At 70.6% G+C, this 15861-nt stretch carries 11 protein-coding genes; 1 reads left to right on the forward strand and 10 read right to left on the reverse strand.

The window, feature by feature from the left end:
- Positions 1-8: 8 nt before the first annotated feature.
- From HCA58_RS00075 to prmC, 4 genes are all read right to left on the reverse strand, one after another.
- Entirely contained in the window at positions 9-2123 is a 2115-nt protein-coding gene (locus tag HCA58_RS00075; protein WP_169595669.1) for a transglycosylase domain-containing protein, read from the reverse strand.
- Positions 2124-2219: 96 nt separating this feature from the next.
- A complete protein-coding gene (locus HCA58_RS00080) occupies positions 2220-2831 on the reverse strand; it encodes a phosphotyrosine protein phosphatase (RefSeq protein WP_169595670.1) in 612 nt (203 codons plus the stop codon).
- Positions 2832-3476 (reverse strand): L-threonylcarbamoyladenylate synthase, encoded by a 645-nt coding sequence (locus tag HCA58_RS00085; RefSeq protein WP_169596132.1) that lies wholly within the window; start codon positions 3474-3476, stop codon positions 2832-2834. It lies immediately after the preceding gene.
- Complete coding sequence (gene prmC / locus HCA58_RS00090; RefSeq protein ID WP_169595671.1) at positions 3476-4456, reverse strand: peptide chain release factor N(5)-glutamine methyltransferase; 981 nt, start codon at positions 4454-4456, stop codon at positions 3476-3478. Before prmC ends, HCA58_RS00085 begins: the two co-directional genes overlap by 1 nt.
- Before the next feature lie 70 nt (positions 4457-4526).
- Between prmC and HCA58_RS00095 the strand changes: the two genes are divergently transcribed.
- Positions 4527-6077: a GGDEF domain-containing protein gene (locus HCA58_RS00095; protein ID WP_169595672.1), complete on the forward strand. Its 1551-nt coding sequence runs from the start codon at positions 4527-4529 to the stop codon at positions 6075-6077.
- 12 nt (positions 6078-6089) lie between these two features.
- Here HCA58_RS00095 and prfA read toward each other — a convergent pair whose 3' ends face one another.
- The 6 genes from prfA to HCA58_RS00125 all read right to left on the reverse strand — a co-directional run bounded on the left by prfA (position 6090) and on the right by HCA58_RS00125 (position 15764).
- Positions 6090-7178, reverse strand: a complete 1089-nt coding sequence (gene prfA, locus HCA58_RS00100) for a peptide chain release factor 1 (protein WP_169595673.1) — start codon at positions 7176-7178, stop codon at positions 6090-6092.
- 84 nt (positions 7179-7262) lie between these two features.
- Positions 7263-7487 carry a 50S ribosomal protein L31 gene (gene rpmE / locus HCA58_RS00105; protein WP_169595674.1) on the reverse strand — a complete coding sequence of 75 codons (225 nt, stop codon included), beginning with the start codon at positions 7485-7487 and terminating at the stop codon, positions 7263-7265.
- Between the two features lie 336 nt (positions 7488-7823).
- Entirely contained in the window at positions 7824-9824 is a 2001-nt protein-coding gene (gene rho / locus HCA58_RS00110; protein WP_169595675.1) for a transcription termination factor Rho, read from the reverse strand.
- Between the two features lie 294 nt (positions 9825-10118).
- Entirely contained in the window at positions 10119-11063 is a 945-nt protein-coding gene (gene thrB, locus HCA58_RS00115) for a homoserine kinase (RefSeq protein WP_169595676.1), read from the reverse strand.
- Between the two features lie 86 nt (positions 11064-11149).
- Entirely contained in the window at positions 11150-12391 is a 1242-nt protein-coding gene (locus tag HCA58_RS00120; RefSeq protein ID WP_169595677.1) for an MFS transporter, read from the reverse strand.
- A gap of 85 nt (positions 12392-12476) precedes the next feature.
- Positions 12477-15764, reverse strand: coding sequence for an efflux RND transporter permease subunit (locus tag HCA58_RS00125; RefSeq protein ID WP_169595678.1), 3288 nt, complete (start codon positions 15762-15764; stop codon positions 12477-12479).
- Positions 15765-15861: the final 97 nt, after the last annotated feature.

Below are 15861 nucleotides of genomic sequence, written 5' to 3' on the forward strand. Positions count from 1 at the left end.
GCACCTACTCAGTTGCCGCTGCGCTGCCCGGTGACCTGCCACGCGGTCGTCTCGCCCGGCGGGACGAAATCGCGGACCGGTTCGTCGCGCAGGGCGAAGGAGAGGATCTCACCCACCCCCTCCACCATGGCGGCCTGCACCGCGCGGCCGACGGCGTCGCGCGGCTCGTCGGGGTTGGCCGCCATCGCCGCCACCGCCAACTGTGGGGTGAGCGCCACCACCGTCTCCGTGGCGTACCGCTCGGAGCTGCCGGTCTTGCCCGCCACCGGCCGGCCGAGCTGATGACGCAACCGGTCCGCGGTGCCACCGGCACAGCCCTGGTACATCGACTGGTCACCGACCGGGCAGCGGGCCGCGTCCGCCGCGGCCCGGGCCACGTCGACGTCGAGCACCTGTCGGCAGTCCGGTTGCCCGGCGGCCACCGCACGACCGGCGGCGTCGGCGATCGAGGTGACCGGTGTCGGCGCGCACCAGGTGCCCTCCGCGCCGAGCGTGGCGTAGGCGCCGGCCAGGTCGAGGGGGGTGGTGGCGGACACGCCAAGGGTGAACGGCCCCCACTCACGGGCCCCGTGCCGGGCCAGCTGGGCGTCGTCGTCGGCCCGGAACACGATGCCGAGCCGTTCGGCCATCTCCACCACCCGGTCCGCGCCGACCTGCTCGGTGAGCCAGGCGAAGTACGTGTTGACGGAGTTGCCGAACGCCGTCCACATGTCGTGCCGACCCCTCACCGAGGCACTGGCGTTCTGCGGACACCAGTACCCGCCACAACTCGCCGCACTGCCGCTGATCCGGAAGTCGGTCACGATGCGGTGGGGCGCGTCGAAGACCGTGTTCAGGGGCAGCCCGGCCTCCAGGGCGGCCAGCAGGGTGAAGAGCTTGAACGTGGAACCCGCCTGGTAGCCGACGATGGTGCCGCCACCGGCAACGAGCTGGTTGACGGTGTTGGGGTGGTTCTTTTGCCCGCCCGGGTTCGCCGACACGCTGTAGACCCGGTTGACCGACATGGCTAGCACCCGCCCGGTTCCGGGCTGGATCACGGCGGTCGGCACGGCATGCGGGTGCTCCGCCGGATAGATCCGCCGTACCTGTTCGGTGGTGACTCGCTGAACTTCCGGGTCGAGTGAGGAGACGATGCTGAACCCACCCCGGCGCAGGGTGCGTTGCCGCTCGTCGACCGTGGCGCCGAACGCCTGCTGGCTGTTCCACCAACGGGTGAACCAGTCGCAGAAGAAACCCCAGTCGTTGCGCCCCTCGGGCACCGCGGTGCAGTCGTTCGGCGTCTCGCTCGGTTGGAGGCGCAACGGTTCGGCTGCCACCCGGGCAGCTTCCCCGGGTGCGACGACGCCTGACTCGACCATCCGTTCCAGCACGTAGCCGCGACGGGCCCGCGCGCTGTCGACGTCGCCGTTGATCGGGTCGTCGCTGTCCGGGGAGCGGACCAACCCGGCAAGCAGTGCTGCCTGAGCCAGGCTCAGCTCTGCCGGCGAGATGGAGAAGTACCGTTTGCTGGCCGCGGCGACGCCGTACGCGCCGGCCCCGAAATACGCGATGTTGAGGTAGCGGGTCAGGATCTGATCCTTGGTCAGCTCCCGTTCCAGCGCCAGGGCGTACCGGATCTCCTGCATCTTGCGGGCGGTGCTCACCTCGGTGGCGGCGGCCCGCTGTGCCGCGCTGAGTCGGGGGTCCGTGCTCAGTACGTTACGGACGTACTGCATGGTCAACGTGGAGGCGCCCTGTCGGGTGGCGCCGTCGCGCCGGTTGGCGGTGAACGCCCGTACTATCCCCCGCAGGTCCACGCCGCTGTGCTCGTGGAAGCGGGCGTCCTCGGCGGCGATGATGGCCGCACGCATCACCGGGGCCACCTCGTCAAGCGGAACGTCCACCCGGTCCTCCTGGTAGAAGGAGGTGATCAGGGTGGCGCCGTCGCTGGCGTAGAGGTTGGAACGCTGGGCCGTCGGCGGTGTCCGCAGCGTGTTCGGCAGCTCCGCGTACGGCGCGGAGAGCGCCGAGAAGCCGATACCGAACACGAGTGCGGCCGGCAGCGCCGCCACCGCCAGTGCCAGGCCGGCTAGCGTGCCGGCAAGCAGGACGGTGAACATCTTCGCCAGGAACGCCCGGGTCATCAGCTCTCCCCCGCAGGAGCCGTCAGGACTCCCCCAGGATCGCGCTAATCGCCCTTTATGCCGCGCCTTTCCTTAAACCCGGATGAAATTCGCCGGTCAGGGGAGCAGCAGCGCGGCGAACGGCTGCACGGTCTCTTCGATCTCGTCGGCGACCCGGCCGAAGCACTGGTCACCACGGCCCCACGGGTCGTCGAGGTCGTCGTTCGGCAGGGCGGTGACGCCCTGCCGGGCCTCGTGCACCGCCTCGACCAACGCCACCCCCCTGGTGTGTACCGCGTCGGCGGTGGCCTCGACCGGCGGCAACCCGGCAACGTCGACAGCGGCCAGCAGCCGGCCGAACTCGCCGAGCACGAAGGTGCGCGCGGTGGCGTCGGGCCGCAACGCGGTCACGTAGTCCTGCTGGTCGGCAGTGGCGGTCAATACCAGGTCGGCGGCGTCGATGTGCTCGGAACGCAGTTTCCTGGCGGCGAAACCGGAAACGTCGCCGCCCCGATTGGTGACCTGCCGGGCGGCCGGCGGGTTCATCTGCTCACCGGCGTGCCACCCCCCGGTGCCCGCGCTGTGGCTGTGCAGCAGCTCTTCGACCCCGGCCGGGTCGGCCTTACGCCGGGACAGCCGGTCGGCCACGGCGAGGGTGAGCAACCGCTCGGCCATCGGCGAGCGGCAGATGTTACCCATACAGACGTGCAGGACGGTGAAGGGAGGCACCTAAGCCACCTGACTCTCACGCAGTTCCGGTACGACCTCACGGAGCCGGGCCAGGTCGATCGCGCCCTCCCGGACGAGCACCGGCACCTCACCGGTCAAATCCACGATCGTGCTGGGTACCGGGTCCACCGCCGGCCCCGCCTCCAGGTAGGCCCGCACGGAGTAGGCGAGCTGGTCGCGCGCCTGGTCGGCGGTGTGCGCCGCCGGTCGGCCGACCTTGTTGGCTGAGGCGACCGCCATCGGCCCGGTCTCACGCAGAACTTCGAGCGCCACCGGGTGCAGCGGCATCCGCACCGCCACCGTGCCGCTGTCATCGCCCAGATCCCACCGCAGACTCGCCGAGTGCCTCACCACGATGGTCAAAGCCCCCGGCCAGAACGCCTCGACCAGGTCCCGCGCCGCCGACGGGAGGGTGTAGGCCAGACCGTCGAGGGTGTGCCGGGAGCCGATGAGCACCGGTGGTGGGGTGTGCGGGGCACCCTTGGCATCAAGCAGCGCCTTGACCGCGTACGGAGTGAACGCGTCGGCGCCGATCCCGTAGACCGTGTCGGTCGGCAGGACGACCAGTTCGCCGTTGCGGACCGCCTCGATGGCCGCAGCGATGCCGCGGTCCCGGTCGGCGAGCGACCGGCAGTCGTAGAGCATCACGGGGAGTCAGTCTGCCACGTCGACGCCGCACCGGATGGCGGGCGGTCCGCGAGGCGGGACGCCGTGACGAAACGCGGCCGGTCGGCAAGGTCACGATTGTCGACGATCCCGGCGTACCGCCCGTCGGCGGCGAGCAGCGCAGGCAGCACCGTGCCCTGGCTGTCGTCGTGCTCGATACCGAGAACTCCACCGGGCGACAGCAGGAACCCCGCTCGGTCGATCACCCGACGGATCACGTCCAGCCCGTCCGCCCCACCGAACACGGCCTCCGCCGGGTCGTGGTCGGCCACCTCCGGAGGCACCGCCACCACGAGCGGAACGTACGGCGGGTTGCACAGCAGCACGTCCACCCGGCCGACCAACCCGTCCAGCAGCTTCGGGTCGGTGACGTCCGCCGCCACCACCTCGACCTGCCGGTCACCGGCGGCGACCCGGATCGCCGCGTTGCGCCGCAGCCACGACAGCGCCTCCGGCGAGCGTTCCACAGCCACGACGCGGGCCTGCGGCACCTCGGCGGCAACTGACAGTGCGACCGCACCGGACCCACTGCACAGGTCCACGACGAGCGGCTCAACCCGCCCGCCGGCCCGCTCACCGCCGGTCCGCGCGACCTGGCGGGCCTGGTCGACGCCCCACCCGGCGAGCAGTTCGGTCTCCGGACGCGGCACGAAGACACCCGGACCGACAGCCAGCTCCAGGTGCCGGAAAGCGGCGGTTCCGGTGAGATGCTGCAACGGTTCCCGTCGAGACCGGCGTTCCACGAGCCTGCGGTAACCGTCGAGTTGCTCATCGGTGAACCCGTCCACGAGCGCCAGCCGGCCACGAGGAATCCCGAGTACGTGCGCGGCCAGCAGCTCCGCCTCCACGCGGGCCGAGGTCACACCGGCTGCGGCGAGGGTGCGGGACGCGCCGGCGATCACCGGAGTCGGTCGGTGCCGTCTCGTCCCTTCGGACGGGTGTTGCGGTGCGGTGGTCACGCAATAATCATGAAGCGTCGCCGTGCACGTGCATAAGCGGGTGCAGCGGCACACCGACAGGAGGTCGCGGGTGGGCTGGCTCGACCGGGTCGAGGACCAGGTTGACGCCCTGACGAAGGCGCGGGCGTTGCAGGAAGTGAGCCGTTCCACCGAGGCGTACGGGCTCCTGGAGGGGGTGCTTCGGGCCACCCGCGACCCGAACGCCCGAGCCGACGCGCTCGTGCAGCGGCTCTCGGCTCTGATCAATCTCGGGCGCACCGCCGAGTACACCCGCGCCATCGAGGAGGCGTCCGCGGCGGTGCGCGACCTCGCCGAGCCCTACCTGCACGGGCACCTCAACGCGCTGGCCGCGCTCGCCGCTCACCATCAGGGTGCACTGGATCGCTGCGTCACGCACCTGGTCAAAGCGGCACGGGCGCTCAGTGCCGTGGAGGGCCCGGACCGGGACACCGCCTGGGGCTGGCACGACCTGGCAATGGCGTACTCGTACCTCAGTTTCCACGGGTACGCGTTGGGAGCGATCGAACGCGCCCGGCAACTCGGCAACGCCGCGGGCATCCCCGAGGAGACGTTCGCCGCGCCGGGCATCCGGTTACGCAACGCAGTCGCCCTGGACCACACCGGCGACAGTGACGGCTGCCTGCGTGTCCTGCGGGACGTCGGTGGTGACCTGGGCCGGTTCGTGACCGCCGGGCGCGCCGGCCGGCTACGCCCCAGCAGCCTGGCCGCGTACGGCTATGCGGCAGCCCGCAGGTGCGCGTTCGGCGACGACGTCGACCTCGCTGCGGGTATGGAACCGGCCCGGTTACTCGGCCACGGCGCGGACAGTGCCCGGGCCCGCGACATGCGCCAGCTCGGTCAGGTGTGTCTCGCCATCGCCAGCGGACGCCCGATCGAGGCGGTCACCCGACTGGACACCGTGCAGGTGTCCGCCGAGACGCTCGGCGCGGCAGAGCCCGCCCGGCTGCGCAGCATGGCGCTGGGGCGGGCGGGTGACCATGCTGCCGCGCACCGGGCCGACCGGCTGGCCTTCCGGCTCGCCGCGCAGCGCCACGACCGGCTCCGCGACGTCTACATCGACGGTATCGCCGCCCGCATCGACCATGAGGAGATGCGACGGGAGGCGGCACGGTTCGAGGGGGAGGCGTTGACCGACCCGCTGACCGGGCTACCCAACCGGCGCCGGCTCGAGCGCTACATCGCGGCTGTGGTCGCTCGGGGCGAACGGGTGGTGATCGGCGTCTGCGACCTCGACGGATTCAAGGCGGTGAACACTCGGCACGGGCACCACTCGGGGGATCTGGTCCTGCAACGCGTCGCCGGAGTGATAAACCGGGTGATGCGTCGTGGTGACTTCGTCGCCCGTTACGGTGGCGACGAGTTCGTGGTGGTGCTGCCGCAGGCCGGCATGACCGAGGCGGCCGAGGTGGCCCGGCGGATCGACGCCGCCATCCACACCGAGGACTGGGAGTCACTGGTACCCGGCACCCCGGTCGGCGTCAGCATCGGCTTCGCGGAGGTGGGAGCCGGCGGCCCCGGCCAGCGGGACGCGCTCGGCGCCGCCTTCGAGGCCGCCGACCGGGAGATGCTGCGGGAGAAGACCCGGCCGCGTACCTCCTGACCGGCGGCACACTCAGCGGCGGGTCAGCTCCGCGTCGCCGGCCAGCCGCGCGGCCCGGTCCGCCGCACCGAGCGCGTCGAGCACACCGTCCAACTCCCCGGCCAGCACCAGGTCGAGGTTGTACGCGGTGAAGCCGATCCGGTGGTCGGTGATCCGGTTCTGCGGGAAGTTGTACGTACGGATCCGCTCCGAGCGGTCCACCGTACGCACCTGAGCCTTACGGGCGTCCGACGCGGCGGCGTCGGCCTGCTCCTGCGCGACGGCCAGCAGCCGGGCACGCAGGATACGCATCGCCTGCTCCCGGTTCTGCAACTGCGACTTCTCGTTCTGGCAGGAGACCACGATGCCGGTGGGCAGGTGGGTGATCCGTACCGCCGAGTCCGTGGTGTTGACCGACTGGCCGCCTGGACCGGACGAGCGGAAGACGTCGACGCGCAACTCGTTCGGGTCCACGGTGACGTCGACCTCCTCGGCCTCCGGCAGCACCAGTACGCCGGCCGCGCTGGTGTGGATGCGCCCCTGCGACTCGGTGACCGGGACCCGCTGCACCCGGTGCACCCCGCCCTCCCACTTCAGTCGGGACCAGACGCCGTTCCCACCCTCGGGCACACCCTTCGTCTTGATCGCCAGAGAGACGTCCTTGACTCCACCGAGGTCGGAATCCTGGGCGTCGATCACCTCGGTGACCCAGCCGCGCCGCTCCGCGTATCGGGTGTACATGCGCAGCAGGTCACCGGCGAACAGCGCGGACTCCTCACCGCCCTCGCCCGCCTTGATCTCGACGATGACGTCCTTGGCGTCGTGCGGATCACGTGGAATGAGCAGCTCGGCGAGGCGTTCCTCAAGCACCGGCAGCGTCGCCGCGATCGTCTCGGCCTCGTCGACGAAGGAGGCATCCTCGGCGGCGAGTTCACGTGCCGCGGCGAGATCCGCACGCGTCTGCTGCAGCTCGGCGGCGGCCTTGTGCAGCGGCACCAGCTCGGCGTAGCGACGGCCCACCCGGCGTGCGGTGCCCTGGTCGGCGTGGATCGCGGGGTCGGCCAGTCGCTTCTCCAACTCGGCGTACTCGTCGAGGAGGGCGGCCAGGCGTTCACTGCTCATGCTGGAGATCGCTCCTTCGGACCGGACACAGACGGACGACGCCCGCGCCCGGCGGTGAACCGGACGCGGGCGTCGGACGAGGAGCTACTTGGCCTTCTTGCCCTGGACCTTGGCGTACTTCTGCTGGAACTTCGCGACCCGACCAGCGGTGTCCAGCACGCGCTGCTTGCCCGTGTAGAACGGGTGACAGGCGCTGCACGTCTCGACGTGGATCGAGCCGCCCTTGGCGGTGCTGCGGGTGGTGAAGGTGTTGCCACAGGAGCAGCTGACCTCGGTGGTCACGTACTCCGGGTGGGTGTTGGGCTTCATGTCGCCTCGGTCCTCTCGTCTGTGGTCGCCGGGTCGCCCTGGCCTGCTGGTCGTCGCCGACCGACATGGGCGTGAACCGGAACCGGTGGCCGATTGACAAGTGTGCCACGGGCCCCGGTGTGCCCGGGAATCGGGCCGCGCCAGTTGGTCGCCGGCGGCAACACCGGGCCTCACCTGCGCATTCCCACCGCCCGCAGGGAGCATTCCTCCATCGCCCACGGCCAAGACAGGGCGAGCCTGAGAGCTTACGGGTGCGGGCACACGGGGCGGTCAGCTCAGCCGAAGGGGCGTGGCCGCTTGCGGCCACGCCCCTTCGTCGACCTTCGTCGGTGGAGGTCACTCCCCCGGCGTCGACTTGGCAATCTGCATCAGGAACTCGATGTTGGTACGGGACTGCTTGAGCCGGTCCAGCAGGAGATCCAGCGCCGCCTGCGAGTCCAGCGAGTGCAGAACCTTGCGGAGCTTGTGCACGATTGCCAGTTCCTCCGGCGCGAGCAGGATCTCCTCCTTCCGCGTGCCGGACGGGTGGATGTCGATGGCCGGGAAGATGCGCTTGTCAGCGACCTTCCGGTCCAGCTTCAGCTCCGCGTTGCCGGTGCCCTTGAACTCCTCGAAGATGACCGTGTCCGCCATGGAACCGGTCTCCACCAGAGCGGTGGCGAGGATGGTCAGCGAACCGCCGTTCTCGATGTTGCGCGCCGCACCCAGGAACCGCTTCGGCGGGTACAACGCGGTGGAGTCGATACCACCCGACATGATCCGGCCGCTGGCCGGTGCCGCCAGGTTGTACGACCGACCGAGCCGGGTCACCGAGTCGAGCAGCACCACCACGTCGTGCCCCAGTTCGACGAGGCGCTTGGCCCGCTCGATCGCCAGCTCGGCAACGGTGGTGTGGTCCTGCGGCGGACGGTCGAAGGTGGCCGCGATGACCTCGCCCTTCACCGACCGTTGCATGTCGGTGACCTCTTCGGGCCGCTCGTCCACGAGCACCACCATCAGGTGGCACTCCGGGTTGTTGTGCGTGATGGCGTTGGCTATCGCCTGCAGCACCATCGTCTTGCCGGCCTTCGGCGGCGATACGATGAGTGCCCGCTGCCCCTTGCCGAGCGGCATGACCAGGTCGATGACCCGGGTGGTGAGGATGTGCGGCTCGGTCTCCAACCGCAGCCGCTCCTGCGGGTACAGCGGAGTGAGTTTGTAGAACTCCGGCCGCCGCTTGGCCTCGTCCGACTCCATCCCGTTGATGGTGTCCAGCCGGACCAGCGGGTTGTACTTGTCGCGCCGCTGCTCGCCGTCGCGCGCCGCCCGAACGGCACCGGTGATCGCGTCACCGCGCCGCAGACCGTACTTCTTGATCTGGGACATCGACACGTAGACGTCGTTTGGACCGGCCAGGTAGCCGGTGGTCCGGACGAAGGCGTAGTTGTCGAGCACGTCGACGATGCCTGCCACCGGCACGAGCACGTCGTCCTCGCCGACCTGCGGCTCACGGCCGCCGTCGCCGCCGGATTCGTTGCGGTCACCGCGGCCCCGACGGCGGTCCCGGAAACGGCTACGCCGGCTGCGCCGACCGCCACCGTCGCCGTCGTCGTCACCGTCGTTGTCCCGCTCGCCGCGCTGTCCACGGTCGTTGGCGCGCTCTCCGCGGTCGGAACGATCGGCCGTACGGTCGCCACGATCTCCGCGCTCGCCACGTTCTGCACGCTCGCCACGGTCACCACGTTCCGCACGATCGCCACGTTCCGCACGATCGCCACGTTCCGCACGCTCGCCACGGTCACCGCGCTCGCCACGCTCTGCACGCTCGCCACGGTCACCACGCTCCGCACGCTCGCCGCGCTCCGCACGATCGCCCCGGTCAGCAGCGCCCCGGTCACGCCCGGACCTGCCTTCGGGCCGCTCGCCCTCGGCGGGAGCCTCGTCGGCGCGCGGCTCGGCCACGGCTGTCCGGCTACGCCGGGTACGGCCTCGGGTTTCGTTCTCGACGCCCGAAACCTGCTGCTCGGCGCCACGGCGCTCGGCCTCCGGCCGCTCACCCGCGTCCCGTACCTCCGCGTGAACCTCCTCGCGAACCGGGGCGGCAGCCGCCGCGACCTCGGCCCGTGGTCGAGGGGCACCGGCAGCGCCGCCCTGCCGCTCGGTGATCGCGCTGATCAACTCGCCCTTACGCATGCGAGCCGTCCCCGAGATGCCGAGCGACGCGGCCAGGCTCTGCAGCTCCGGCAGCAGCATCGCCGACAGGCCCGTACCGCTGCGCCGACGGCGGGTAGGGGCAGCGGTGGCGGCCTCGCCAGCGACGTTGGAAACATCCGACGTCACGTCGGTGGTGTCGCTCAATGGATTCCTTCCCTCGATAGGCCGGGACTGCCCGGAATCGACTACAGGTGGCCGGGCGGCCTCGGTACACCCGCCTCGCATGACGCTTCGCGGGAGTCTTTGACACAGCAGCCGGTCGGTCTCCCGACCCACCAGTTGGAGCGGCGGGCGAGTTCGCCGTCTGCGGCGACCAGTGAAGACTGCGGTGCGGCGTGGGGCCTAGGCAGGGGTGACGGGCTACCGCCGAAAGCTTCGGGGGTGCGCCGACCCGCAGGAGATCGCATGCATCGCGGCTGTGCTAAGTCTAGAGCGTAATCAACTCTTGCGACCTGCGGCAACAGGGTCCCGCTCCGCGTGTCCGAGTCTACCCCGCCCGACCTGGGCTCCGCGCGCATCTACCGGCAACCGCAGCAGCTGCCAATCTGTTCCCGCGTCGAAGTCTACGGGCAGCTCAGACAGGGCCAGCACGGTGGGCCCGGCCCCACTGACCACGGCCGAAACACCTGCCGCACGCAACCCGTCGACAAGGGTCGTCGTCCCCGGCATCGAGGCCGAACGGTAACCCTGGTGCAACCGGTCGGCCGTGGCCGGCAGCAGCAGTGCCGGCTGCGTGGTCAGCGCGTGCACCAGCAGCGCCGCGCGGCCGGCGTTGAACGCGGCGTCCCCGTGCGGCACGGTCGCCGGCAACGCCGCGCGAGCCGAGGCAGTCAACCCACGCTCGGCCGGCACCAGCACCGCGGGGCGTACCCCGTCGGCCACCGGCAACGAAACCGCCCGCGCGCCGTCCAAATCCGTCCACGCCAGGGTGAAGCCGCCGAGCAGGCAAGGTGCGACATTGTCCGGATGACCCTCGATCTCGGCCGCCAACCGCAGCACCGCGTCGTCGTCGAGGTGAGCGTCGCCCTCCGGCACCAACGCCCGAGCCAGCAGCACCCCGGCGACGATCGCCGCGGACGAGGAGCCGAGCCCCCGCGCCTGTGGGATGCGGTTGACACATTCCACCGCCAGTCCGGGTGGTTGCCCGCCGAGCACGTCGAAGGCCGCCCGCATGGCGCGTACCACCAGATGTGCGTCGTCGACGGGGAGATCGTCGGCTCCCTCACCGGTCACCGTCACCGTCACGCCCCCGGCCGTCACCTCGGCGGCGACGTCGTCGTGAAGCGCGAGGGCCAGCCCCAGCGCATCGAACCCGGGCCCCAGGTTCGCACTGGTGGCCGGAACCCGGACCCGGACCGGTTCGGCGACGAATGTGGTCGACACGCCGCCCATGCTAGGGACACCGGCCACCCTTGGGGAACACCGCCCGGCACCTGGGACGCCGGGGCGTCGTGGTCCCGCGGCGGACGTCACGACCTGCACTCCGCCACCACGGGTGCCGACGGGGCAAGCGACAGACGTCGCGTCGCCACCCGCCAACCGATCGCGTAGACCAGCGTGACCAGGCCGCCGCCGGCCAGGACGACCCGCTCGTCCACGAGGTCGACGACCCCGGCCACCACCAGCTGGCTGACGGAAATCGCCAGGGTCGCCAGCATCATGTCGGTGGCGAAGACCCGTCCCCGAAGCCGATCCGGCACCTCGCCCTGCAATGCGAAGTTCGACATCACCCAGTTGCTGCCGCCAGCGAAGTGAGCCACGAAGACCAGGACCAGCACCAGCGGAAACCAGGCGGCCACGGAGGTACCGAGGTAGGCCAGACCGTACGCCGACATGGACAGTGCCAGGCCGGGCAGCAGCCAGGCGCGGTTGGTCAACACCCGGCGCATCGTGATCGGACCGACCAGGGCGCCGGCACCACGGACGGCGAAGAGTAGGCCGGCACCGAGCGCACCGACCCCGTACACACCGGCGAGCAGCGGGAAGACGGTGAGCACACCGTTGCCGAGACCCACTGCCGACTTGACCGTCACCAGCGCCAGCACCCGGGGGCGGTGGCCGATGTAGACCAGCGCCTCACGGATGGCCGCCCAGGTCTGCGGCGGCCTCGTCCCCTGCTCACGGGAGGCCTGCAACGGCCGCCGGATGAGGGTGGCCAGGCCAGCGGCGATCACCAACCCGACCGCGCCCACCCAGAAGCAGACGTACGGCCCGGCCGCCGCGCTGAGCACCCCGCCGAGCGACGCGCCGACGATCGTCATCGTGCCCCACGCCGAACCTGCCACCGCGTTGCCTGCCGCCAGCTCCTCCGGATCGAGCACATTCGGCAGCGCCGCCTGCGCCGCCGGGGAGTAGAACGCCTTGGCCACCGCGACCACGCCGATACCGAGCAGCGCCAGCCAGGCCGTGCCGGCATCACGCACACCGAGCAGCAGCATCACGCCCACCAGCGCAGCCACGTTCGAACCGATCATTATCGTGCGCCGGTCGAACCGGTCCGCGATGGTGCCGGTGTACGGCAACAGCAACGCCACGATGCCCGTGTCCACGGCCAGTACCAGGGCCCCCCACACGCCGCTGCCGGTCAACGCCGGCAGCAGCACCAGCAAAGGCACCATGACGAACCAGTCGGCACCGAACACCACCAGCTCGGCCAGGAAGAGGTTGCGAAAGTTCCGGTTGCGGGTGAGAACCGAGAGGGTGGACGCCACGGAGCGGACCATACCCGGCACCGTCAGCGGTCGTGCCGGAGCGTGGGTGACCCGGAGGGCCCAAGGGACCCTCCGGGACATCCGGTCACTCGTTCGGCGGGAACGGTGAGTTGCGGCTCTTCGGCAGCCGGAGCACCTCGAACTGGTCGGTGTTCTCGATGAGCGCCCCGGACGGCGCCGCCGGCACCGGGCGGCTTTCCCGCCGAGCAGTCTCAGCCACATTGGCATCCGGCTCCGCGTCCACCGGCGTGCCGTCCGTGACCGGCTCGGTGTCGCCGCCGTCGTCGGCCGCGCCCTCACCCGGTTCGCCGGCCGGGCCGCTGCGGCGGCGACGTCGCCACGCCAGCACCGACACCTTGGTGTCCTCCACCATCGCGTACAACGTCGGCACCAGGATCAGCGTGAGCAGGGTGGAGGTCAGTAGGCCGCCGATCACCACGATCGCCAGGGGCCGCGAGATGAAGCCACCCTCCCCGGTGAGACCGAAGGCCATCGGCGTCAGCGCGAAGATCGTGGCGATCGCCGTCATCAGGATCGGCCGCAGCCGGTGCCGGCCGCCCTCGACCACCGCCTCCCGCACGCCCATGCCTTGAGCTCGGTACTGGTTGACCAGATCGAGCAGCACGATGGCATTGGTCACCACGATGCCGACGAGCATGAGCACGCCGATCAGCGCCGGCACGCTCAACGCGGTGCCGCTGATCAGCAACAGGGCCACCGCTCCGGTGGCCGCGAACGGAATGGACACCAGCAGGATCAGCGCCTGCACCACGCTACGGAACGTCGCCATCATGATCAGGAAGACGATCGCGATCGCGGCGAGCACCGCCAGCCCCAGGTCCGCGAAGGTCTCCTGCTGCTCGGCACTGACCCCACCCAGGGCGAAGGTGGCACCCGGCACGTCGATCTCGTCGAGGCGACTCTGCAGCTCGGTGCTGATCGCGCCCAGGTCGGAGCCGGTGACCGTGCCGGTCACCGAGACGCTGCGCTCACCGTCGATCCTCCGCACCTGCTGCGGGCCGGTGGTCTCGGTGACGTCGGCGATGTCGTCCAGCTTGACCGCGCCGACCGGCAGCGCCCGCAGCTCCTCCACGGTCACCGGCGGCACCGCCGACAGGCGCAGTACCACATTGCGGGCGGCACCGTCGACGGTCAGCTGCCCGAGCGGCGTACCGCGAAATGCCTGCGCAACCAGTTGACCGACCGCCGCCTCGGTGAGGCCGGCCCGACTTGCGGCCTCCCGGTCGACGGTCACGTCGACCCGCGGCGTCTGCTCGGCCAGCGTGGTCGAAACGTCCTCGACCCCGCCGATGCCGGTCAGAGCCGTCTCGGCCTGCCGGGCCGCGGCGGCCAGCACCTCGGGATCGGCAGCCCGGACGATCACCGCCAGCTCGTTGGCGGACGCCCCGCCCTGACCCGCCGGGAAGGTGATCTCTCCAGCTCCGGCACCGAGCGCCACGAACCGGTCCCGCAGCACGCCGCGCATCGCTTTGGCGTCGGTGTCCCCGCCGAGACGCAACGCGTAGTTGGCCACGTTGTTGCCGGCGCTGCCGGCCCACGGGGTGTCGCCACCACCGGCGGTGACCTGGTACGACTCGATACCCGGGGTCTCCTCCAGCACCGCCTCGACCTGCCGGGCCGCCGCGTCGGTGCCAGCCAGCCCGGTGCCCACCGGCAGTTCCTGGCGGATGTTGAGGGTGTCCTGGCCGGAGTCGTCGAGGAAATTCGTCTCCAGCTGACGGGCCAGCCCGAAGGTGCCGAACAACACCAGCAGCCCTACCGCCAGGGTCGCCCAACGATAGGCCCGCCGCCCGGTGGCGAACTGGATGACCGGCAGGTACACCCGCTGCAACGGGCTGCGCAGCTCACGCTCCTCGGCTGCCCGACGCGCCGCGTCTCCACCGCTCACCGGCTTCAGGAACCAGTACGCGAGCACCGGAATCACCGTCAGCGAAACCAGCAGCGAGGCGAGCAGCGCCACGGTGACGGTGATCGCGAAGGGTGCGAAGAGCTGCCCCACGAAACCACCGACCAGGGCGATGGGCGCGAAGACGGCAACCGTGGTCAACGTCGACGCGGTGACGGCACCGGCCACCTCGCGTACGGCCGTGAGGATCGCCTCCCGCTTCGGCCCACCGTACGTCAGGTGCCGCTTGATGTTCTCCAGCACCACGATCGAGTCGTCGACCACCCGACCGACCGCGACCGTCAACGCGCCGAGGGTGAGCAGGTTGAGCGAATAGTCACCGATCCACAGGGCGATGAGCGCCACCACCACCGACAGCGGAATCGATACCGCGGTCACCACGGTGGAGCGCACCGACAGCAGGAACACCAGGATGACCACCACGGCCATGATCAGGCCCAGTAGACCCTCGGTGCCCAGCGTCTTGATGGACTTCTCCACGAACGGCGCCTGGTCGAGCACGACGGTCAGCTCGGCACCGGTGACGGAACGCAGGTCGTCGAGCCGATCGGCGACCGCGTGCGAGATCTCCACCGCGTTGCCGTCCGGGTCGGCGGTGACCGCGATGCCGAGGCTCTCCCGGCCGTTGGTACGGGTGATGGCGGTGGCCGGGGCGAGTTGCTCCTCGACTGTCGCGACGTCGCCGAGGCGAACCGGCCCGGCCTTCTTCACCGGTGGCGCGACGATCACGCCGCGCAGCTCGTCCAGGGTCGTCAGCGGAGCACCCACCTGCACCGGCAGGGTTCGCTCGCCGTCGAGCACGGCACCGGCGGGCACCGCCACACCGTTCGCCTGGAGTGCGGCGCCGATAGCTGTCGGCTGCACCTTCGCCTTGGCCAGTTTCGCCGGATCCGGCGTGATCACCACCAGCTCGTCCCGGACACCTGTCAATTCGACGCCACGGACGCCGTCGATCGCGGCCAGTTCCGGCACCACGGTGTCGCGCAGTTTGCCAGCGAGGGTCCGTTCGTCGTCGTCGCCGGACGCGGCCAGCACCACGGCCGGCAGGTCATCGGTGCTGCCCGCGATCACCTGCGGGTCGACGCCGTCGGGCAGGCTGGTCCGGTTGATCGCGGTCTGCATCCTGTTGACCATGTCGTCGAGTTCGGTGCCGAACTCGTACTGCACCTGGATGGTGGTCAGGCCCTCACGAGAGGTCGAGATGACCGAGTCGAGACCGGAGATGCCGCGCAGGCTGTTCTCGATCGGCTCGGCGACCTCGGACTCGACGACCTCCGGTGCGGCGCCGGGATACTGGGCCACGATGAAGGCGGCGGGAAACTCCAGCGACGGTAGCAGTTGCTGCTTCAGTGACGGCACGGCGTACACACCGAACGCCGTGATCACCACCGCGATGAGGGCTACCAGCCCCCGGTTGGCGAGGCTGAATCTGGCGAGCAGCGACATCGCGTGGCTCACTCCTGAGGGAGACGGTCGAAGGGTACGAGCAGTCTGCCTGACCCCGCTGGGCCCCGGACCTCCGGGGCGGGCGGGGTCCCGGCGT

The sequence above is a fragment of the Micromonospora sp. HNM0581 genome, assembly GCF_012726175.1.
In the GTDB taxonomy this organism is placed as follows: Bacteria; Actinomycetota; Actinomycetes; order Mycobacteriales; family Micromonosporaceae; genus Micromonospora.

Excerpts from the sequence above, each read along its gene's own strand:
- HCA58_RS00075 (WP_169595669.1), bottom strand. The coding sequence starts at position 2,123 with ATGACCCGGGCGTTCCTGGCGAAGATGTTCACCGTCCTGCTTGCCGGC.
- HCA58_RS00085 (WP_169596132.1), bottom strand. The coding sequence starts at position 3,476 with ATGCTCTACGACTGCCGGTCGCTCGCCGACCGGGACCGCGGCATCGCT.
- prfA (WP_169595673.1), bottom strand. The coding sequence starts at position 7,178 with ATGAGCAGTGAACGCCTGGCCGCCCTCCTCGACGAGTACGCCGAGTTG.
- rpmE (WP_169595674.1), bottom strand. The coding sequence starts at position 7,487 with ATGAAGCCCAACACCCACCCGGAGTACGTGACCACCGAGGTCAGCTGC.
- HCA58_RS00125 (WP_169595678.1), bottom strand. The coding sequence starts at position 15,764 with ATGTCGCTGCTCGCCAGATTCAGCCTCGCCAACCGGGGGCTGGTAGCC.